13 protein-coding genes and 1 riboswitch are annotated in these 20314 nt (G+C 68.9%); of the genes, 8 read left to right on the top strand and 5 right to left on the bottom strand.

Annotated elements, in window-relative coordinates; genetic code table 11:
- The first annotated feature begins 62 nt into the window (after positions 1 to 62).
- The 3 genes from M3149_RS13480 to M3149_RS13490 all read left to right on the top strand — a co-directional run bounded on the left by M3149_RS13480 (position 63) and on the right by M3149_RS13490 (position 5115).
- Positions 63 to 1787, top strand: coding sequence for an NADH-ubiquinone oxidoreductase-F iron-sulfur binding region domain-containing protein (locus M3149_RS13480; protein ID WP_251710065.1), 1725 nt, complete (start codon positions 63 to 65; stop codon positions 1785 to 1787).
- Positions 1784 to 4606: a molybdopterin-dependent oxidoreductase gene (locus M3149_RS13485; RefSeq protein WP_251710066.1), complete on the top strand. Its 2823-nt coding sequence runs from the start codon at positions 1784 to 1786 to the stop codon at positions 4604 to 4606. Before M3149_RS13480 ends, M3149_RS13485 begins: the two co-directional genes overlap by 4 nt.
- 71 nt (positions 4607 to 4677) lie before the next feature.
- Positions 4678 to 5115, top strand: coding sequence for a universal stress protein (locus M3149_RS13490; protein ID WP_251710067.1), 438 nt, complete (start codon positions 4678 to 4680; stop codon positions 5113 to 5115).
- 17 nt (positions 5116 to 5132) lie between these two features.
- On the opposite strand, the gene M3149_RS13495 is transcribed toward M3149_RS13490, so the two are convergent.
- Positions 5133 to 6239, bottom strand: coding sequence for an ABC transporter substrate-binding protein (locus tag M3149_RS13495; protein ID WP_251710068.1), 1107 nt, complete (start codon positions 6237 to 6239; stop codon positions 5133 to 5135).
- Positions 6240 to 6478: 239 nt separating this feature from the next.
- Here M3149_RS13495 and uvrA point away from each other — a divergent pair, with 239 nt between their 5' ends.
- On the top strand, positions 6479 to 12232 hold the full coding sequence (gene uvrA, locus M3149_RS13500) for an excinuclease ABC subunit UvrA (RefSeq protein ID WP_251710172.1): 5754 nt from the start codon (positions 6479 to 6481) through the stop codon (positions 12230 to 12232).
- A 1-nt stretch (position 12233) separates the two neighbouring features.
- Here uvrA and M3149_RS13505 read toward each other — a convergent pair whose 3' ends face one another.
- The gene (locus tag M3149_RS13505; protein ID WP_251710069.1) at positions 12234 to 12731 is read right to left on the bottom strand and encodes an Lrp/AsnC family transcriptional regulator; all 498 of its coding nucleotides are present in this window, start codon (positions 12729 to 12731) and stop codon (positions 12234 to 12236) included.
- Between the two features lie 75 nt (positions 12732 to 12806).
- Here M3149_RS13505 and mdeB point away from each other — a divergent pair, with 75 nt between their 5' ends.
- The 4 genes from mdeB to M3149_RS13525 all read left to right on the top strand — a co-directional run bounded on the left by mdeB (position 12807) and on the right by M3149_RS13525 (position 17688).
- Entirely contained in the window at positions 12807 to 15383 is a 2577-nt protein-coding gene (mdeB, locus tag M3149_RS13510; RefSeq protein ID WP_251710070.1) for an alpha-ketoglutarate dehydrogenase, read from the top strand.
- 37 nt (positions 15384 to 15420) lie between these two features.
- The gene (locus tag M3149_RS13515; protein WP_251710071.1) at positions 15421 to 15753 is read left to right on the top strand and encodes a hypothetical protein; all 333 of its coding nucleotides are present in this window, start codon (positions 15421 to 15423) and stop codon (positions 15751 to 15753) included.
- Between the two features lie 149 nt (positions 15754 to 15902).
- Complete coding sequence (locus tag M3149_RS13520) at positions 15903 to 16679, top strand: hypothetical protein (RefSeq protein ID WP_251710072.1); 777 nt, start codon at positions 15903 to 15905, stop codon at positions 16677 to 16679.
- Positions 16630 to 17688 (top strand): hypothetical protein, encoded by a 1059-nt coding sequence (locus M3149_RS13525; protein WP_251710073.1) that lies wholly within the window; start codon positions 16630 to 16632, stop codon positions 17686 to 17688. The genes M3149_RS13520 and M3149_RS13525 overlap by 50 nt, the downstream gene beginning before the upstream one ends.
- Here the strand turns inward: M3149_RS13525 and M3149_RS13530 are convergent, their stop codons facing one another.
- The 3 genes from M3149_RS13530 to M3149_RS13540 are packed head-to-tail and all read right to left on the bottom strand — an operon-like array spanning position 17689 to position 20125.
- Complete coding sequence (locus M3149_RS13530) at positions 17689 to 18069, bottom strand: hypothetical protein (RefSeq protein WP_251710074.1); 381 nt, start codon at positions 18067 to 18069, stop codon at positions 17689 to 17691. It abuts the gene before it with no gap.
- Between the two features lie 44 nt (positions 18070 to 18113).
- Positions 18114 to 19337, bottom strand: a complete 1224-nt coding sequence (locus M3149_RS13535; RefSeq protein ID WP_251710075.1) for an MFS transporter — start codon at positions 19335 to 19337, stop codon at positions 18114 to 18116.
- Positions 19334 to 20125 carry an HAD-IIB family hydrolase gene (locus tag M3149_RS13540; protein ID WP_251710076.1) on the bottom strand — a complete coding sequence of 264 codons (792 nt, stop codon included), beginning with the start codon at positions 20123 to 20125 and terminating at the stop codon, positions 19334 to 19336. The genes M3149_RS13535 and M3149_RS13540 overlap by 4 nt, the downstream gene beginning before the upstream one ends.
- Positions 20126 to 20184: 59 nt before the next feature.
- Positions 20185 to 20256, top strand: a riboswitch (S-adenosyl-L-homocysteine riboswitch).
- Positions 20257 to 20314: the final 58 nt, after the last annotated feature.

A 20314-nucleotide genomic window follows, 5' to 3' on the forward strand; every position in this document is an offset into this window, starting at 1 on the left:
GGCCATTATGTGCAAACGGGAACATATTGAGACGGCCGCCCGGTGCTACCGTTCTGCGCAGCATGAAGCCACCATCCGATTCCGCCGTGATCATTCCCATTCACCCGCTCGAACCGCATGCCAGGGGCACGGCGCGTTCCACCCCCAAGGGCCGCCAGGTGGCGCCCGAGGCGCGCGAGCGCGTGGCGGTGTTGTGCGAAGGTCTGGCGCCGCGCGCCGACCTGCTGATCGAACACCTGCACCGCCTCAACGACGCCGAGGGCGCGCTGCGCCGTGGTCACCTCGCTGCGCTCGCCGAACGGCTGCGCCTGAGCCAGGTCGAGGTCTACGAAGTCGCGAGCTTCTATCACCACTTCCAGGTCGTCGAAGACGACGCTGCCGTGCCCGCGACCACCGTGCGCGTGTGCACCAGCCTCGCGTGCGCCATGGCCGGCGGCGAAGAGCTGTTGGCATACACACGCCAGGCGCTCGCCGGGCGCAGCGACGTGGCCGTGGCGTCGGCGTCCTGCATCGGCCTGTGCCACCAGGCGCCGGCTGCCTGTGTCGGGCAGCGTCAGTTGCCACACGCCTCGCCCGGTGACATCGCGACGCGGGTGGTCCGCGGCGAGACCACGCCGCGCGCGCTGCCTGCACCCGCGCCCAACGGGCTTGCGCAATTGCAGCGCCTGCTGGCCGGCGAACTCACGGCCGAGGCGGTGATCGACGAACTCAAGGCCGCCGACCTGCGTGGCCTCGGCGGTGCGGGCTTCCCTGCCTGGCGCAAGTGGCAGACCGTGCGCGCACAGCCCGGTGAGCGGTATGGCATCGTCAACATCGACGAGGGCGAGGTCGGTACCTTCAAGGACTGGCAGGTGCTCACCAGCGGTGCGCCTCAGGTGCTGGAGGGCGTGCTGATCGCGGCGCACGTGGTGGGCCTGCAGCAGGTGTGGCTGTACTTGCGCGACGAGTACCACGACGCGCGCGTTCTGCTCGAAGCCGAACTGACCGCGCTGCTGCCACGGCTGGACGCCCTGCGCGCGCGCTACCCGCATTACGCGCCACCCGTGCTCGAACTGCGCCGCGGTGCCGGCGCCTACATCTGCGGCGAGGAGTCGGCGCTGATCGAATCGATCGAAGGCCGGCGGGGCCTGCCGCGCCTGAAGCCACCCATCGTGGCACTGCATGGTGTGTTCGGGCGCCCCACGCTGGCCCACAACCTCGAGACCCTGTGGTGGGTGCCCGCGTTGCTGGAACAGGGTGGCGCCGCATGGGCCGCCCTGGGGCGGCGCGGCCGTCACGGCCTGCGGCGCTTCTCGGTGTCGGGCCGCGTGCAAAAGCCCGGCGTGCACCTGGCTCCCGCCGGCATCACCCTGCGCGAGCTCATCGACGAGTTTGCGGGCGGTATGGCCGAGGGCCACACGCTGCACGCCTTCCTGCCAGGCGGCGCGTCTGGCGGCATCCTGCCCGCGTCGCTGGCCGATGTGCCGCTGGACTTCGACACCCTCGCCGAACACGGGGCCTTCGTGGGCTCGATGGCGGTCGTGGTGCTGGGCCAGCACGACGCGGCGCGCGACGCCGCGCTCAACCTCATGCGTTTCTTTGAACACGAGTCGTGCGGCCAATGCACGCCTTGCCGTGCCGGCACCGGGCAACTGGTGCGGCTGATGCAGGCGCCGCAATGGGACGCCGACCGCATGGGCGAACTCTCGGCCGTGATGCGCGAGGCCAGCATCTGCGGCCTGGGCCAGGCCGCGCCCAACCCGGTGGACAGCGTGTTGCGCTTCTTCCCGCAGGACGTGGGCCGATGAAGAGCGACGACCTGCCGCGAGACGCCGCCCCCATTGCCTTCATGCTGAACGGTCTTGCGGTGGAGGCTGCCCCGGGCGAGACGCTGCTGAGTGCCGCCGAACGTGCGGGGGTGGTATTGCCTCGCTTGTGCGCGAGCGACGGCCTGCGCCCCGCGGGCAACTGCCGCGCCTGCGTGGTGGAGATCGAGGGCGAGCGCGTGCTCGCGCCCTCGTGCTGCCGCGCACCGACGTCGGGCATGGTGGTCAAGACCGACACGCCGCGCGCCGTGAACGCACGCCGCACCGTGGTGGAATTGCTGATGGCCGACGCGCCCGACACCGCGGCGCTCAAGCACGACAGCGAACTCGCGCGCTGGGCGCGCGAGGCCGGTGCGCGCGAAGGCCGCTTCGCGCCTCGCACCGGCGTGGGCTGCGACACATCGCATCCTGCGATGGCAGTGAACCGCGACGCCTGCATCCAGTGCACGCGCTGCATCCGCGCCTGCCGCGAGACGCAGGGCAACGACGTGCTGGGTCTGGCGTTTCGCGGAGGTCACGCCCAGATCGTGTTCGATCAGAACGACCTCATGGGTGCGAGCACCTGCGTGGCCTGTGGCGAGTGCGTGCAGGCCTGCCCCACGGGCGCCATCGCGCCGGCCAACGGCGCCTTTGCCAAGCCGTCGTTCAAGCAGGTCGATTCGGTCTGCCCGTTTTGCGGTGTGGGCTGCCAGCTGCGCTACCACGTCGATGAAGGCGACCGCATCGTGCACGTCGAAGGCATTGCCGGCCCGGCCAACGAAGGGCGGCTGTGTGTCAAGGGCCGCTTCGGCTTCGACTACGCGCACAGCCCCGAGCGCCTCACGCGCCCGCTGATCCGCCGCGACGGCGTGGCGAAGGACCCGCTTGCGGTCGGCCAGCGCCTCACACCCGACGAGATCCGTGCGATGTACCGCGAAGCCAGTTGGGACGAGGCGCTTGACGTGGCGGCCGCCGGCTTCCAGCGCACGTTGCAGGCCAAGGCTGCGCGCGGCCGGGCGAGCTCGGTGGCGGGCTTTGGTTCGGCCAAGGGCACCAACGAAGAGGCCTACCTGTTCCAGAAGCTGGTGCGCAGCGCCTTCGGCACCCACAACGTGGACCATTGCACCCGCCTGTGCCACGCCTCCAGCGTGGCCGCGCTGATGGAAGGCCTGGGCTCGGCCGTGGTCACCAACCCGCTGCGCGACGTGGCCCACGCCGACGTCGTGCTGCTGATCGGCGCCAACCCGGCGCAGAACCACCCGGTGGGCGCCACCTGGATCAAGAACGCGATCAAACAGGGCACACGCCTGGTGCTGGCCGACCCGCGCCGCACCGAGCTCGCACGCCATGCGTGGAAGCATCTGGGCTTCACGCCCGGCAGCGACGTGGCCTTGCTCAACGCCATGCTGCACGTCATCGTGCACGAAGGCCTCACCGATGCAACCTACATCGCCGAACACACGCGCGACTTCGAGTTGATCCGCGCGCACGTGGCCGGCTTCACGCCCGAGGCCATGGCGCCGGTCTGCGGCATCGACGCAACGACCATTCGAGAGGTCGCGCGTGCCTACGCCACGGCGAAGAACGCCATGATCCTCTGGGGCATGGGCATCAGCCAGCACACACACGGCACCGACAACGCGCGCTGCCTCATTGCGCTCGCGCTGGTCACGGGGCAGATCGGTCGCCCCGGCACCGGTCTGCATCCGCTGCGTGGCCAGAACAACGTGCAGGGCGCGAGCGACGCGGGGCTCATCCCGATGGTGCTGCCCGACTACGCCCGCGTGGGCGATGCCGGTGCGCGCCACAAGGCCGAGGCCTTGTGGGGCCTGCCGCCCGGCGCGCTGGGCACCGAACCCGGCCTCACGGTGGTCGAAATCATCGACGCCGCGCACCGCGGCGAGATCACCGCCATGCTGATCCAGGGCGAGAACCCGGCGATGAGCGACCCCGACGCGAACCACGCGCGCGAAGCACTCGCGGGGTTGCAGCACCTGGTGGTGATCGACATCTTCCTGACCGAGACCGCCACGCTGGCCGACGTGGTGCTGCCCGCCACCGCCTGGCCCGAGAAGACCGGCAGCGTCACCAACACCGACCGCTGCGTGCAGCTTGGCCGCAAGGCCGTGACGTCGCCCGGCGATGCACGCGCCGATGCGTGGATCACCGAGCAACTGGCGAGGCGCCTCGGCCTGGGCTGGCGCTACGGCGTGGCGAGCGACGGCAGCGGCAGCGCCGACACCACGCAGGGCATCGGTGCGGTGTACGAGGAGATGCGCGCGCTCATGCCCAGCATTGCGGGCCTGGCTTGGCCGCGCCTGTGGCGTGAAGGCGCCGTCACCTACCCGGTGGCGGATGACAACGATCCGGGCCAGCCGGTGGTCTTCACGCACGGCTTTCCCACGGCCGACGGCCGCGCGCGCCTGGTACCTGCCGCACTCACGCCGCCCGCCGAAACCCCGGATGCGCAGTTCCCGCTGGTGCTCATCACCGGCCGCCAGCTTGAGCACTGGCACACCGGCAGCATGACGCGCCGCAGCGCCGTGCTCGATGCCATCGAGCCCGGCCCGGTGCTGAGCCTGCACCCGCGCACGGCCGCACGCCTGCAACTGGGTGCGGGCAGCGCGGCGCGTGTGGCCTCGCGGCGCGGTGCCATCACGCTGCCGGTGCGGCTCGATGACGGGCTGCCCGCCGACACGGCCTTCATTCCCTTCGCCTACGCCGAGGCTGCGGCCAACCTGCTCACCAACCCCGCGCTCGACCCGCTGGGCAAGATCGCCGAGCTGAAGTACTGTGCGGTGGACGTGCGGCCCGCGGCTTGATCGAGGTCAAGCGCCGGGCCGTGGCCCCGGCCCACAATGGGCCGTTCCGTTCTGAACCCAAGGAGGCCCGCATGTTCAAGAAGATCCTCGTCCCCACTGACGGCTCCGACGTGGGCGCAAAGGCCGCCAGCGTGGCCGCCGAAATGGCCAAGGCCGCGGGTGGTCAGGTGGTCGGCGTCTACGTGATCGACCCGTTCCCCTACATCGGCATCGGTGACGCGTCGGCCGTGGGCCTGCAGAGCTACCTGAGCGACGCCAAGCGCGTGGCCGGCGCTGCGCTGGAGCAGGTGGCCAGCGCCTGCCGCGCCCAGGGCGTGCCTTTCGCGGGCGACACCATCGAACGCAACCTGGTGTGGGAGGGGATCCTGGAAACCGCCAAGGCCGAAGGCTGCGATCTCGTCGCCATGGGTTCACACGGCCGTCAGGGCGTCAAGGCGCTGATCCTGGGTAGCGTGGCACAGAAGGTGCTCACGCATGCCCAGGTGCCGGTGCTGATCGTCAAGGGGTGACACCACCCGGCGCGTCTTCAGCGCCGGAAACGTCCGCTGGCGTCGATGATGGAGAGATCCGCGAAGTCCAGCCCGGTGTGATTGGTGGGGCTGTAGCTCACGGTGAGTCCACCGAGGTCGTAGCGCGTCATGCCCTCCAGCGCGTCGCGCAGTTTCTGTGGCGTGGGGTTGGGCCCGGCGCGGCGCAGCCCTTCGGTGAGCACCTTGGCCGCGGCGAAGCCCTCCATCATGGCGGGTGACACGCCGGGCAGGCCCTTGGCGCGCGCCAGGTCCTGCGCTTCCTTGATCAGACCGTAGCTCACCGAGCGTTCGTTCGGGAACACCTGGGTCACGATCACGCCATGCGCGTGCTCGCCCAGCAGCTTGATGAACCCTTCCGACGCGTTGTTCGACAGCGTGACCACCTGCGCCCGCGAGCCCGCAGCGCGCAGGGCCTTCACCGCGCTCGCGGTGTTGCCCGCCGAGGCGATCACCATCACCGCGTGCGCCTGCAGTTTTGCGACCTCGGCGGCCACGGCGCTGTAGTCGGGTTTGTCGCGCGGCGTCTTCTGGCGCAGCACGGGTTCGAGCTTCACCTTCGCAAAACCCTGCATGGCACCGGCGGCGCTGTCGGCACCGAAGGAGTCGTCGGTTTCGATGATGGCGATGCGGTTCTGGCCGATGCTGGCCAGGTGCTCGATGGCGCGGGCCGCCTCGCGCTGGTAGGTGGCGCGCACGTTGAACACCCAGGGGTTGACGGGTTCGTGCAGCAGCATGGCCCCGGTGCTGGGGCCCACCAGTGGCACCTTTTGCTCGGCCAGTAGCGGCAGCAGGGCCTGCGAGTGCGGCGTGCCGCGGTTCAGGAACAGCGCCAGCACTTTGCGGTCGGTGATCAATTCGCGCGATACCTCCACCGTCAGCTTCGGGTCGAATTTGTCGTCCACCGAAATCAGCTCGATCGGCTGGCCGTTGACGCCGCCGCGCGCGTTCACCGCGTCGAAATAGAGCCGGGCGCCGTCGGTGTTCTCTTTCACGCCTGCAGCCACCGAACCGGTGAAGCCAGAGGTTTGCCCGATGCGCAACTGCGCGTGGGCGCTGCTCAAGGCAAGGGCCAAGGCCCCCAACGCCATCCATTGTTTGATCATGTTTTCCACTCCAGTGGGAACGTCGGTGTCATTGATCGGTCATGTCGCCGATCAGGCTGGCGGTATTGAACAGAGCTTGCGGCGAACACGCCAGTGTGGAATTGACGTAGGGCCGGACACGGTGTCTCAGTGGTCTCTAGAATCTCCCGCTCTTCAATCCGGAGCGCCACATGTCCGATGAGCATCGCCCTTCCGATCTAGTCAGGGCGGAGACCAAAACCGCAATGGAGGTCGACCGAATGGCCGAGGGCCTCATCCGCATCCGCGGGGCGCGCCAGCACAACCTCAAGGGGCTCGACCTCGATATCCGCACCGGCGAACTCACCGTGGTGACCGGGCCCAGCGGTTCGGGCAAATCCAGCCTGGTGTTCGACACCTTGTTTGCCGAAGGCCAGCGCCGCTATGTCGAGACCTTCAGCGCGTACGCACGGCAGTTCCTGGACCGCATGGACAAACCCGCGGTGGACCGCGTGGAAGGTGTGCCGCCCGCGATCGCGATCGACCAGACGAATCCGGTGCGCTCGTCGCGCTCCACCGTGGGCACGATGACCGAGCTCAATGACCACCTCAAGCTGCTGTTCGCGCGCGGTGCCGAGCTGTTCGACCGCGAGACCGCGCTGCCGGTGCGACACGACTCGCCCGAGACCATCCATGCCGAGCTGCAGCGGCGCAGCGCCGCGCAAGGTGACCCGCGGCTGGTGCTGACCTTCCCGGTCGAGCTGCCGGCCAACACCACCGCCGACGAGGTGGAGCAGTGGCTCTCGGCCAGCGGCTACACCCGTGTGCAGGCCGAGCGCACGGTGCAGCGCGAGTTGAAGGAAGAAGCGCCCGCCAAGGGCAAGAAGGCCAAGCCCGCGATCGAGGCCGTGAAGGTGCTCGACGTGGTGGCCGACCGTTTCCGCCTGGCCGGTGCCGACACGGCCCGCGTGATGGAAGCCATCGAGGTCGGTTTGAAGCGCGGCGGCGGGCGCCTGACGGTGTACGCGGTGAAGGACGAGGGCGAGCCTGACATCTGGAAGTTTTCCACCGGACTGCACTGCCCCGAGAGCGACATCCGCTACACCGAGCCCACGCCCTCGATGTTCTCGTTCAACTCGCCCGTGGGCGCGTGCGACAGCTGCCGCGGCTTCGGCCGCGTCATCGGCGTCGACTACGGCCTGGTGATTCCGAACGACAAGCTCACGCTGCGCAACGGCGCCATCAAGGTCTTTCAGACGCCCGCGTGGAAGGAGTGTCAGGACGATCTGATGCGCCACGCCGAGGCCGCGGGCATCCCGCGCGACACGCCCTGGGCCAAGCTCACGCCCGAGCAGCAGGCCTGGGTGAAGAACGGCTCGCCGCAGTGGAACGGCAAATGGAACCAGCAGTGGTACGGCGTGGGCCGCTTCTTCGAATATCTGGAGAGCAAGGCCTACAAGATGCACATCCGCGTCCTCTTGTCCAAGTACCGCAGCTACACCGAGTGCCCGGTGTGCCGCGGCGCACGCTTGAAGACCGACAGCCTGCTCTGGCGCATCGGCACGAAGGCGCAGGCCGACGCGGTGCTTCCCCCGGCGCAGCGCTACCTGCCCGCGGGTGTGCGCTGGTCGCGTGCGCAACTGGAGGCGCTGCCCGGCCTGTGTCTGCACGACCTCATGCTCATGCCGCTCACCAGTCTGCGGCGCTTCTTCGATTCCATCGCGCCGGCGCAGGCCGGCAGTGCGGGCGAGCAGCAGGCGCTCAAGCTGTTGCTGGAAGAAATCAACACCCGCATCCGCTACCTGTGCGAGGTCGGCATCGGCTACCTCACGCTGGACCGGCAGAGCCGCACGCTCAGCGGCGGCGAGGTGCAGCGCATCAACCTCACCACCGCGCTCGGCACCTCGCTCGTGAACACACTGTTCGTGCTGGACGAGCCCAGCATCGGCCTGCACCCGCGCGACATGGCGCGCATCGTGGATGCGATGAAACGCCTGCGCGACGCCGGCAACACGCTGGTGGTGGTGGAGCACGACCCGGCCGTCATGCTCGCGGCCGACCGCCTGATCGACATGGGCCCGGGCCCCGGCGAGCGTGGCGGGCAGATCGTGTTCGACGGCACACCCGAGCAGATCCGCGCGGCCGACACGCTCACCGGTGCCTACCTCGGCGCGCGCAAGACCATCGGCATGGGCTTCAAGCGCGCGGTGACCGACAGCACCCCGCGCCTGATTCTGGAAGGCGCGCGAGAGCACAACCTGCGCAACCTGTCGGTGGAGTTCCCGCTGCAGCGCCTCGTGGTGGTCACCGGCGTCTCGGGATCCGGCAAGTCCACACTCATCCAGGACGTGCTCGCGCCCGCGCTCATGCGCCACTTCGGCCAGAGCACCGAGTCGCCTGGCGCGCACGACCGCCTGCTGGGCGCCGAGCAACTGGCCGACGTGGTCTTCGTCGACCAGTCGCCCATCGGCAAGACGGCGCGCTCCAACCCGGTGAGCTACGTTGGCGCCTGGGACGCGATCCGCGCGTTGTTTGCCGACGCGCCGCTGGCGCGCCAGCGCAGCTACACGCCAGCCAAGTTCAGCTTCAACAGTGGCGACGGCCGCTGCCCCACCTGCGGCGGCTCGGGCTTCGAGCACGTGGAGATGCAGTTCCTCTCCGACGTGTACCTGCGCTGCCCCGACTGCGACGGCAAGCGCTACCGGCCCGAGATCCTGGAAGTGAAGATCGAACGCGGCGGTCGAATGCTCAACGTGGCCGACGTGCTCGAACTCACCGTCAACGAGGCCGCCCACCTCTTCTCGCACGACCGTGAGGTCATCCGTGCCCTGCAGCCCATCGTCGACGTCGGCCTGGAGTACGTGAAGCTCGGCCAGCCCGTGCCCACGCTCTCGGGCGGCGAGGCGCAGCGTTTGAAGCTCGCGGGCTTCCTGGCCGAGGCCGCCAAGACCGCGAGCGCGAGCCGCCAGCCGCTGTCGCGCAAGGGCACGCTGTTCCTGTTCGACGAGCCCACCACCGGCCTGCACTTCGACGACATCGCCAAGCTCATGCGCTCGCTGCGCAAGCTCATCGACGCCGGCCACTCGCTGGTCGTCATCGAGCACAACCTCGACGTGATCCGCGCCGCCGACTGGCTGATCGACCTCGGGCCCGAGGGTGGATCGGGGGGCGGCGCCGTGGTGGCTGAGGGCACGCCCGAGTCGGTGCGCGAACACCCCACGAGCCACACCGCGCGCGCCCTGCGCGAGTACGCGCAAGCGATGGATCGCGTGGTCGCGGTGAACGAGGCGCCGGCCATCCCGTACGCGGGCAGGCCGGCCTCACCCGCCGCCGCGGGCGGTAACGCCATCCGCATCGTCAACGCGAAAGAGCACAACCTCAAGCACCTCAGCGTCGACATCCCGCGCGGCAAGTTCAATGTCATCTCGGGCGTCAGCGGTTCCGGCAAGAGCACGCTGGCCTTCGACATCCTGTTCAACGAAGGCCAGCGGCGCTACCTGGAAAGCCTCAATGCCTACGCGCGCAGCATCGTGCAGCCCGCGGGCCGGCCCGAGGTGGATGCGGTGTACGGCATTCCACCCACGGTGGCGATCGAGCAGCGCCTCTCGCGCGGTGGGCGCAAGAGCACCGTGGGCACCACCACCGAGGTCTGGCACTTCCTGCGCCTGCTGTATGTGAAGCTGGGCACGCAGCACTGCGTGCACGACGGCGCGGCCGTGAAGCCGCAAAGCGCCGACAGCATCGCGGCCACGTTGTTGCGCAAGCACGCCGACCGCCACGTCGGTCTGCTCGCGCCGCTGGTGGTCAATCGCAAGGGTGTTTACACCGAACTGGCCGACTGGGCGCGCCCGCGCGGCCACAGCCACCTGCGGGTGGACGGTGAGTTCCTGCCCACCACGGGCTTTCCGCGCATCGACCGCTTCAAGGAGCACACCATCGAACTGCCGGTGGCCGATTTCGTGATCGACCCGGCCGACGAGGCGAACCTGCGCGCGCAGCTCGCGAAGACGCTGGAGGTGGGCAAGGGCACACTGCACCTGCTGCACCCGCTGGACGGCTTGAAAGAGGCCATCGCCGACGGCCGCTCCACGCGCGACATCGGCGCTGTGGAAGTGTTCAGCACCGCACGCGCCTGCCCGGTGTGCAGCACCAGCTACCCCGAGCTCGACCCGCGCCTGTTTTCGTACAACAGCAAGCACGGCTGGTGCCCCGACTGCGTGGGCACGGGGGTGAAGCTCTCGCGCGAGCAGCGCAAGGCGCTTGACGATTCGGTGCGTGACGACAACGAGAAAGGCCGCGAGCAGAGCTTTGCCGAGCCCGAGGTGGAGGGCGTGGGTGACGAGGCCTGCCCCAGTTGCGAAGGCACGCGCCTCAATGCGCAGGCGCGCGCAGTGCGCTTCAATGGCGTGGCCATCACCGACATCGCGCGGCTGTCGGTCAGCGAGGTGCGTCAATGGGTTCGTGGCTTGATGACCGGTGATGGCCTGGCCGGGCGCGAAGCCGACATCGCGCGCGACCTGTTGCCCGAGATCGAAAGCCGCCTCGCCTTCCTGGAGCAGGTGGGTCTGAACTACCTCACGCTCGACCGCGGCGCGCCCACGCTCAGCGGTGGCGAGGCGCAACGCATCCGCCTGGCCGCGCAGCTCGGCAGCCACCTGCAGGGCGTGTGCTACGTGCTCGACGAGCCCACCATCGGCCTGCACCCGCGCGACAACCAGATCCTGCTCGACGCGCTGCACCAGCTCGGCGCGCAGGGCAACACCCTGGTGGTGGTGGAGCACGACGAAGACACCATCCGCCGCGCCGACCACGTGATCGACATCGGCCCCAGCGCGGGCAAGCGCGGCGGGCGTGTGGTGGCGCAGGGCACCGTGGCCGATCTGTCGGCCACCGCAGACTCACTGACCGGCCGCTACCTGCTGCACGCCATGAAGCACCCGCTGCAGCCGCGGCGCGTGGTGAAGACCGCGGACGATGCGCTGGGGCTGCGCGGCGCCGCGCTGCACAACCTGCAAAAGCTTGATGTGACCGTGCCGCTCAAGCGCCTGGTGGTGGTCACCGGCGTCAGCGGCTCGGGAAAGAGCACGCTGGCGCGCGACGTGCTGCTCACGAACGTGGCGGCCGCGGTGCAGATGCGCAGCACGGCGGCCGGCAAGAAGGCGTGGGAGAAGGGCGATCGCCCGGCGTGGAGCGGTTGCGACAAACTGCTTGGCAGCGAACCGGTGGACCGCGTGCTCGAGGTCGACCAGACGCCGATCGGCAAGACGCCGCGCTCCTGCCCGGCCACCTACATCGGTTTCTGGGACACGGTGCGCAAGCTGTTCGCCGACACGCTGGAGGCCAAGGCGCGCGGTTACGGCCCGGGCCGCTTCAGCTTCAACACCGGCGAAGGCCGCTGCCCCACCTGCGAAGGGCAGGGCATGCGCACCATCGAGATGAGCTTCCTGCCCGACGTGAAGGTGCCGTGCGAAACCTGCCACGGCGCGCGCTTCAACCCCGAGACGCTGGCCGTCACCTGGAAGGGCAAGAGCATCGGCGACGTGCTGCGGATGGAGGTGGACGAGGCGGTGGACTTCTTTGCCTCCATGCCCGCCATCAGCCACCCGCTGCAACTGCTCAAGGACGTGGGCCTGGGCTACCTCACGCTGGGCCAGCCCTCGCCCACCTTGAGCGGCGGCGAGGCGCAGCGCATCAAGCTCGTCACCGAACTCAGCAAGGTGCGCGACGACGTGGGGCGACGCGGACAGAAGGCGCCGCACACCCTCTACGTGCTCGACGAACCCACCGTGGGCCTGCACATGGCCGACGTGGAAAAGCTCATCCGCGTGCTGCACCGCCTGGTGGACGGTGGCCACAGCGTGGTGGTGATCGAGCACGACCTCGATGTCATGGCCGAGGCCGACTGGATCATCGATCTGGGCCCCGAAGGCGGCGCCGGTGGCGGCTGCGTGGTGGCCGCGGCCCCGCCCGAGGCGGTGGTGGCCGCGGGCACGCACACCGGACGCGTCCTGGCGCCGGTGCTCGCGCGGGGCTGAGTCAGGGGCGAGGCAACGGCAAGGCTGTCTTGTAGCGCACCTGCTTGAGCGCGAAGCCCGAGCGGATCTTTTCCACCTCGGCCATCGGTGAGAGGCGCTCAAGGATGAAGCGCTCCAACGCACCGATGTCCGGCACCACGACGCGGATCAGGTAGTCCGAATCGCCGGTCATGAGGTAGCACTCCATCACCTCATCGAGGTCGCTGATGCGCGCCTCGAAGCGCGCCAGTGCTTCCTTGCTCTGGGTGCGCAGGCTGATGTTGATGAAGACATTGAGCCCGAGGCCCAGGCGGGCCGGGTCCACCAGCGCCACGTATTGGCGAATCACGCCCGAGGCTTCCAGCGCCTTCACGCGCGCCAGGCAGGGCGAGGGCGACAGGCCCACGCGCTGGGCCAGGGCCACGTTGGACAACGAGCCGTCGCGTTGCAGCTCTTCGAGTATTCGACGGTCTGTGTTGTCCAAGGTGTGATCTGCCGATGAGGTGGATGATGACGGCATTTTCTGCTGTTCTGACCGGCGTTGGCCCGTTTTTCGACATCACATGCCGCGGCCTCCCCGGTACAGTGCCGCAGCATGAAGCCGACCGACCTCACCGCCTTCGACCCCGACCCGCAGGAAACCGCCGAGTGGGAGGACGCTTTCCTGGCGCTGCTGCACGCCCAGGGCCCGGCGCGCGCGCGCCAGATCCTGGACGGCCTGGCGCGGCTGGCGCGCGGCCACCGCGTGGGCTGGCAGCCGGGGCTGAACACGCCGTATGTCAACACCATCGCGCCGGAGCAGCAGCCGCCCTTCCCGGGCGATCTCGCGATCGAGGAACGTCTGGCCTCCCTGATGCGCTGGAATGCGCTGGCCATGGTGGTGCGTGCCAACCAGGCCTACGGCGAACTCGGCGGTCACATCGCAAGCTATGCGAGCGCCGCCGATCTGTTCGAGACCGGCTTCAACCATTTCTTCCGCGCGCGCAGCACCGATCACGGCGGCGACCTCGTGTTCTTCCAGCCGCACAGCGCGCCTGGCGTGTACGCGCGCGCCTTCCTCGAAGGCCGGCTGAGCGAGCAAGACCTGCTGCACTACCGCCAGGAGATCGTGGCGCCTGCGCGCGGTGCACGCGGCCTCTCCAGCTACCCGCATCCCTGGTTGATGCCCGACTTCTGGCAATTCCCGACCGGCTCCATGGGCATCGGCCCGATCAGCTCGATCTATCACGCGCGCTTCATGCGCTACCTCACGCACCGCGGCTTGCTGGATTGCGCCGGTCGCACCGTGTGGGGCGTGTTCGGCGATGGCGAGATGGACGAGCCCGAGAGCATGAGCGCGCTCACCCTGGCGGCGCGCGAGAAGCTCGACAACCTCGTCTGGGTCGTCAACTGCAACCTGCAGCGGCTCGATGGCCCGGTGCGCGGCAACGGCCGCATCGTGGACGAACTCGAACGCCTCTTCGCCGGCGCGGGCTGGAACGTGATCAAGCTGCTCTGGGGCAGCGACTGGGACGGCCTGTTCGCGCGCGACCCGGGCGGCGCGCTTGCGCGCGCGTTGGGCGACACGGTCGATGGCCAGATGCAGACCTTCGCCGCCAAGGACGGGCGCTACAACCGCGAAAACTTCTTCGGGCAGAACCCGGCACTGGCCGCCCTCGTCGAAGGTCTGAGCGACGAGCAGATCGACCGCCTCAAGCGTGGCGGGCACGACCTGGTGAAGATCCACGCCGCCTACGCGGCCGCGCAGGCGCACCGCGGCCAGCCGACCGTCATCCTCGCGCACACCAAGAAAGGCTATGGCATGGGTGCGGCGGGCCAGGGCCGCATGACGACCCACAGCCAGAAGAAGCTCGACGCCGGGGAGCTGCTGGCCTTTCGCGACCGGTTCGAGTTGCCGCTGAGCGACGAGCAGGCCACCGGCCTGAGCTTCCTCAAGCCGGCCGACGACAGCCCCGAGCTTCGCTACCTGCGCGCGCGCCGCGAGGCCCTGGGCGGCCCGCTGCCGCGCCGCGAAACCGCCTGCGAGCCCGTGCCCGTGCCCGCGATCGAGCGCTACGCTGGCTTCGCACTGGCTGCCGACGGCAAGGCCATGAGCACCACCATGGCCTTCGTGCGCCTGCTGGGCAATCTGCTCAAGGACGCCACGCTGGGGCCGCGCATTGTGCCCATCGTGGCCGACGAGGCGCGCACCTTCGGCATGGCCAACCTGTTCAAGCAGGTCGGCATCTACAGCAGCGTGGGGCAGGTGTACGCGCCCGAGGACATTGGTTCGGTGCTGAGCTACCGCGAGGCGCTGGACGGGCAGATCCTGGAAGAGGGCATCAGCGAGGCCGGCGCGATCGCGAGCTGGACGGCCGCCGCCACCAGCTACAGCGTGCACGGGCTGGCCATGCTGCCCTTCTACATCTACTACGCCATGTTCGGCTTCCAGCGCGTGGGCGATGCGATCTGGGCCGCGGCCGACCAGCGCGCGCGTGGCTTCCTGCTGGGCGCCACCTCGGGGCGCACCACGCTGGGCGGCGAGGGCTTGCAACACCAGGACGGCAGCAGCCACCTGGTGGCCGCGACCATCCCCAACTGCAAGGCCTATGACCCCGCGTTCGCCGGCGAGATGGCGGTGATCGTGGATGCGGGCATGCGCGAGATGCTGGTGGAGCAGCGCGACGTCTTCTACTACGTCACGCTCATGAACGAAAACTACGAGCAACCCGACCTGCCGACCACCGCCCGCGAAGGCGTGCTGCGGGGTGGCTACCACTTCACGTCCCTCGGTCCCGAGGGTGGCGCGCCCCTCACGCTGCTGGCATCGGGCGCCATCTTCACCGAAGCCAGGCGCGCCGCCGACCAGCTCGCGGCCATGGGCCATCGGGTGCACCTCTGCAGCATCACGAGCTGGAGTGAACTCGCGCGCGACGCCGAGCTTGCGCTCGCGCAGGGCGGTACGGCGTGGCTGCATACCCTGCTGGCCGACACCGCCGGCCCGATCACCGCGGTCAGCGACTATGTGCGCGCAGTGCCCGAGGCGATCCGGGCCTGGCTGCCCGGCGGGCGCGCGATGCGCACCCTGGGCACCGATGGGTTCGGACGCAGCGACACCCGCGCCGCGCTGCGGGCCTTCTTCGGGGTGGACGCAACCCATATCGCCGCCGCGGCGACGCAAAGCGCGCGATGATGCGGGGCGGCTTCCGTCGGCCCGGCCCCGTCATCGCGTGACCCACCCCATCATCCTCGTGCGACCCGAAGCGCCGCCCAAGCCCGCGCTGGGCGCCCCTTGCAACGGCTGCGGCGTGTGCTGCCTGCTCGAGCCCTGCCCGCTGGGGCGTGTGATCTCGCGAAAACGCCAGGGCGCGTGCAACGCACTGCGATGGGACGATGCCTCAGGCATCTACCGTTGCGGCGCCCTCACCGACGCCGCGGGCGTGCTCGGCCCGCGTTGGGGCTTCGCCGCACCGTTGCTGCGCCGCTTGGCGCGGCGCTGGATCGCGGTGGGCGTGGGCTGTGATGCGGAGGTCGACGTGGCGGAAATCGGGTCACGTCGCTAGCGCCAGGCTACGGCTGGGCGTGGAACCTGCATGGCCATCAGGAAGTATTGGTAAGCTTTCTACAGTCGCGCACCCTCTCCGTGGAATCCAAGCCTGCTCGGCGATGCCTGGTGGGCGTGGTCGTCCTGGCACACCATCGAAGCACTTTCATGGCATTGCTTCCGCGCCCATCGCCCATCCGCCCCGTATGGTTGGCCGCCTTGTTGCTCGTGGCCACCGCCTTGTCTGTCGTTCGGACCGGCTTCCACTTCGGGATCAGCAACAACGTCTTTCACGTTCCCCTGGTGCTGGACTGGGCGCAACAGCCGGCATTCGAGCAAGACGCGTTCTATGCCACGCTCGGCAAGTTCACGTCAGTGGTCTGGCCCATCGTTCGCTGGGTGGTGAACGAGGCCAACGTCGGTCTGGTCTTCTTTGTGGGTCACTTCGTCAGCCGCCTGTTGGCGGTGCTGGCGATCTTGTGGCTGCTGATCCGGCACTTTCAGATGCAATTTCACCTCGCCGCTGTGGGTCTGCTGGTCTGCGTACTCACACCCTGGTTGGTGGGCGCCAGCTCGGTGGGGGGGCACGGGCTATGGGTGCGTTACTTCACTCACAGCGAGGTCACATGGGGGCCGTTGCTTGCCGCACTGATGGCGGCCCAGGCCGGACGCTGGGTGCTTGCGGGGGCGCTTGCGGGCGTCGTTTTTGCCATCAATGCCTTTGTCGGCATCTGGTTGCTGGCCATTCTAGGGCCGGTGTTTCTGCTCGGCGGCGGCGAGCGCGCATGGTCTCAGGTCCCCAAGGGCGCGCTGGCTTTTGGCCTCCTGGCTTCTCCCGTGCTCGTGTGGATCGTGCAGTCCATGAGCACTGGCGCCAGGGTCGATTTCGATTACCTTGAGTACATCCGTACCTCGTACCTATTACCCCGAGCACTTTCTGATTGAAGCGGCTACCCCACGCGAACTAGTCATCTTCGCCTTCCATTTCTTGCTCGGTTTGCTGGCCGCCGCACTTTCACCACGGCCCCGATTCTGGCTCGTTGTGCTGGGCGCCTGCGCAATGGTCTTCGCGGCCGGAGCGGTGCTGCCGTACATGCTGAATCAACGTATCGTTTTCAACCTGCACCTGCTTCGCATCGAGGGCGTTGCTCAGTGGCTTTCCGTGGTGCTCGCGATTGCGGTGCTGAGCGTTCGCCTTGGTGGCGAGCGCGATCCGTCGGTGCGCGTGTTCGCGATGATTGGCTTGTTGTCGATGCTGTCAACGCTGCAAGAGCCCACGGGGCTGGCCTTCGCGGCCCTGAGCCTCCTCGCCATCGTCGCAATCGAGCGGGGATCACGCTGGATTCCGGGCTGGCTGCGTGCAGCCCAGTGCCGCCTTGCGGTGGCATTCACCGCGATGGTTATTGCTGCCGGCGCCTGGCGGTGGGATTGGACCTTGCTCAATGGACTGCTTTGGATCGTGATGGGCGGCTGGGCGCTCGGCCTGCTGTTCGGGCTCACGTGGCGCAGGCCCTATGGGGTGTTTGTGCCAGTCGCGTTGATCGCGCTTCTGCCTCACATAGCCAAGAGCCCGGGCCTCCAACTCGAGGACGCACATCCACCGGGGCTTACGGAGTTGACCACCTGGGTGCGCGAACAGGGTGTGGCAGGCCCTTTCCTGATCAGCCTTGCGGGGCATGGCGATGGTCACGATTATTTCCAGCTACTCAGCCGCCAGCGGGTATGGGTGGACTGGAAGCAGGGGGCTGCTGTGATGTGGGAGCCGCGCTTTCGCGACCAATGGATACAGCGCTACCGCGAGGTCAAGGCGCTGAAGACACCTGCGGAGTTTGCCGATTACGCGCGCGTCAACGGCCTGCGCCACATGATTGTGGACCAGGTGGGCGCAGATTGCCCGACGGCTACGCGGCAACTCTTTCGCACCAGCCAATACCTGCTCTGTCAGCTGGACTGATCAAGACGACCACAGCCAGAGGGCCACCATGGCGAGCAGGGCAGCCACCACCATCAGCATCCGCGTGCGCACGCGCAGCAGTTGCACCGCCTCCACCAGGCGCGCGTTCTGTTCGGCCAGTTCGCTCAGCGTCTGCGCCATCTGCTGCTGCGCGGTGGCCTGCTGATCGATGAGTTGCCGCGCCTCGATGAGGCGGTTGCGAAGTTCCCCCAGGCTCGGCGGCTCGGCGTTCGGGTCCATCGGTGCGCTCGGTGGCACGGGCACGGGCGGTGCCTTCTGTTTGTCGAGCAGCTTGCGCGCGGCGTTGAGCACCTTGGGCGCGTGTTCGATCACGTCACCCCAGGGGATGATCTTGAGCGCAGCGATCCAGGGAATGGCCATGGTGGGGTCCTTGTGCAAACACCGGGTGAGAGGCGCGGCACGGTTCAGGGTTCCGGGCGCCGCAGCAACCATACCCCCAACGCGGCCACGCCCACCAGCAGGGCGGGAAAGCCCAGCACCGGCGCCCACTGCAGCGCCGCAGCGCCCAGCGCGGGCGCCAGCACACCGCCCAGCGTGTAGCTCATCACCAGCACCGCGGTGCTGTTGACCAGCGTGATGCCTTGTTCGCGCGAGCCGATGTCGATCATGGCCAGCGTGTAGAGGCACCCGCCCGCACCGCCCCAGACGAAGGCCACGGGCGCGGCCAGCCAGGGTTGCCCGGCCACGAAGGGAATGAGCAGCGTGCCGGCGAGCGTGACCCAGGCACACAGCCGCATGAGCGTGAGCCGCGCGGCGCGCGCGTCGCCCCAGCGCGCCCGGGGGTGGTCGGCCATGCGGTCGGCCAGCACGCCGGCGGGCAGCATCATGAGCGCGCTGCCCAGGCCGCTGGCCGACACCAGCAGGGCGGCCAGCACCGCGCCCAGGCCCAGCGCCAGACCGTAGAGCGGCAGGATGGAGGTGAGCCCGCTCTCGAAGAAGCCTCCGACGAAGCCCACCGTCATGATCAGCGGGTGCGCGGCGAGCGCGTGCCACACGCCGGCCAGACCCACGCGGGCGTCGTGCGCGTCGGCCACGGGCGGCACGCGCGGAATCAGCAGACTCCAGGCCAGGCCGATCGCCATGCAGGCGAAAGCGATCCACAGCGCGGTGTCGCTTTGCGGTCCTACCCAGGCCAGCATCAGCGGGCCCAGCACGAAGGTGGCGCCGACCAGGGTTTCGAACAGGCCCACGTAGCGCCCGCGTTGTGCAGGCGGCGCGAACTCCGCCACGATGGCCTCGGCCAGCACCCAGCGCAGGCCCGAGGCCATGCCGGCCACCAGCTTGAGCGCAAACCACAGCGGCAGCGCGGGTGAGAGCGCAAAGACGGCGGTGGCCAGCGTCGGAATGAGTGCCGACAACCACAGCGTCGGCCGCCGGCCCAGGCGGCGCGTGACGGCCGAGGCGAACGGCACCATGAGGAAAATGCCCAGCCAGCCACTGGCCGCGAACAGGCCCGCGAGCGCGGTCGATTCGCCAGCGTCCTTCAGGCGCAGCAACAGCAGCGGCGTGAGCATGAAGTAGCCCACGAGCTCGAAGAAGGTGGCGCCGAAGATGGCGACCAGGCCCAGGCGTGCGTGGGCGGGCGGGGTGGATATGACCCCCCGCGCCGGCAACGGGTGTTCGCTCACAGGCCCCTCGCCGCCAGCAGGGCATGCGCCACTTCGGCGAAGCCTGCACCGCGCTCGGCGGACGTCACGTAACGCGGCAGCGTGTGCAGTTGGGGCACGAAGCGCGCGATGTTCGCCACGCCCACGCTGTGCGGGAAGTGGGCGAACATCACCTGGTCGTTGGTCGAGTCGCCCACGTAGACCCAGCGGTCGAGCTCGTCGTCCAGGTTGCGGCCGGTGCGCTCGCGCAGCACCCAGCGCGCGCCTTCGAGCTTGTCGTGCCCGCCGATCCAGCCGTTGACATGGATGCTGCTCACCGTGGCACGCAGGCCCTCGGTGTGCATCAGGGCCACCACGCGCGCGATGGTCTCGTCGCTCAACTGCGTGAACTCGCTGTGGTCGATCGCGATGTCGGTCTCGCGGCCGGCGCTGTCGGTGGCGCGCCGCGCGCCGGGCACCTCGGCTTCCACGCGCATCAGCACGCGTTGCAGGTGCGCAAAGTTCGCGGCGCGGGTGGCGCTGTCCTGCAGGTACAGGCGGCCGCCGCCGGGCAGCAGTGCCACGGCACCGTTCTCGGCCACGATGGCCTCCACCGGCCAGGCCTGATCCCCCTGGGCAAACGGTTCGCTCCAGCCCACCGGGCGGCCGGTGATGGCGTACACGGGCAGGCCGGCTGCCCGCAATTCGTGCAGCGCGGCCAGCGCGGCGGGCTCGATGGCGCCGTCGCGGGTGAGCGTGTCGTCGATGTCGGTGAAGATGCCCGCGATGCGCGCGCGCTGCGCGGCGGGCCACTGGCTGAGTTCCTGCATGGGGTGCGAGGATAGCCGGGCGGTCTGGCAGGAAACGGCGCCCTGCGATAGAATTTCGGGCTTCCGAGGAGCGTTGCAGCGCCGGCATGGCGTGAGGCTCGGAACCGAATTCGCAACGACGCTCATCCACTTCTGTGCGGTGAGCGTTTTTTTTCGCCCCGCGGCAAGTGGTTTTTTCAAACACGTTTT

It is taken from the genome of Hydrogenophaga intermedia (genome assembly GCF_023715105.1).
GTDB classification, from domain to species: domain Bacteria; phylum Pseudomonadota; class Gammaproteobacteria; order Burkholderiales; family Burkholderiaceae_C; genus Hydrogenophaga; species Hydrogenophaga intermedia_A.

What these genes read in the sequence shown, in the direction of transcription:
- M3149_RS13520 (WP_251710072.1), top strand. Translation starts at nt 15,903, where the DNA reads ATGGCATTGCTTCCGCGCCCATCGCCCATCCGCCCCGTATGGTTGGCC.
- M3149_RS13530 (WP_251710074.1), bottom strand. Translation starts at nt 18,069, where the DNA reads ATGGCCATTCCCTGGATCGCTGCGCTCAAGATCATCCCCTGGGGTGAC.
- M3149_RS13485 (WP_251710066.1), top strand. Translation starts at nt 1,784, where the DNA reads ATGAAGAGCGACGACCTGCCGCGAGACGCCGCCCCCATTGCCTTCATG.
- uvrA (WP_251710172.1), top strand. Translation starts at nt 6,479, where the DNA reads ATGGCCGAGGGCCTCATCCGCATCCGCGGGGCGCGCCAGCACAACCTC.
- M3149_RS13505 (WP_251710069.1), bottom strand. Translation starts at nt 12,731, where the DNA reads ATGCCGTCATCATCCACCTCATCGGCAGATCACACCTTGGACAACACA.
- mdeB (WP_251710070.1), top strand. Translation starts at nt 12,807, where the DNA reads ATGAAGCCGACCGACCTCACCGCCTTCGACCCCGACCCGCAGGAAACC.
- M3149_RS13495 (WP_251710068.1), bottom strand. Translation starts at nt 6,239, where the DNA reads ATGATCAAACAATGGATGGCGTTGGGGGCCTTGGCCCTTGCCTTGAGC.
- M3149_RS13540 (WP_251710076.1), bottom strand. Translation starts at nt 20,125, where the DNA reads ATGCAGGAACTCAGCCAGTGGCCCGCCGCGCAGCGCGCGCGCATCGCG.
- M3149_RS13480 (WP_251710065.1), top strand. Translation starts at nt 63, where the DNA reads ATGAAGCCACCATCCGATTCCGCCGTGATCATTCCCATTCACCCGCTC.
- M3149_RS13490 (WP_251710067.1), top strand. Translation starts at nt 4,678, where the DNA reads ATGTTCAAGAAGATCCTCGTCCCCACTGACGGCTCCGACGTGGGCGCA.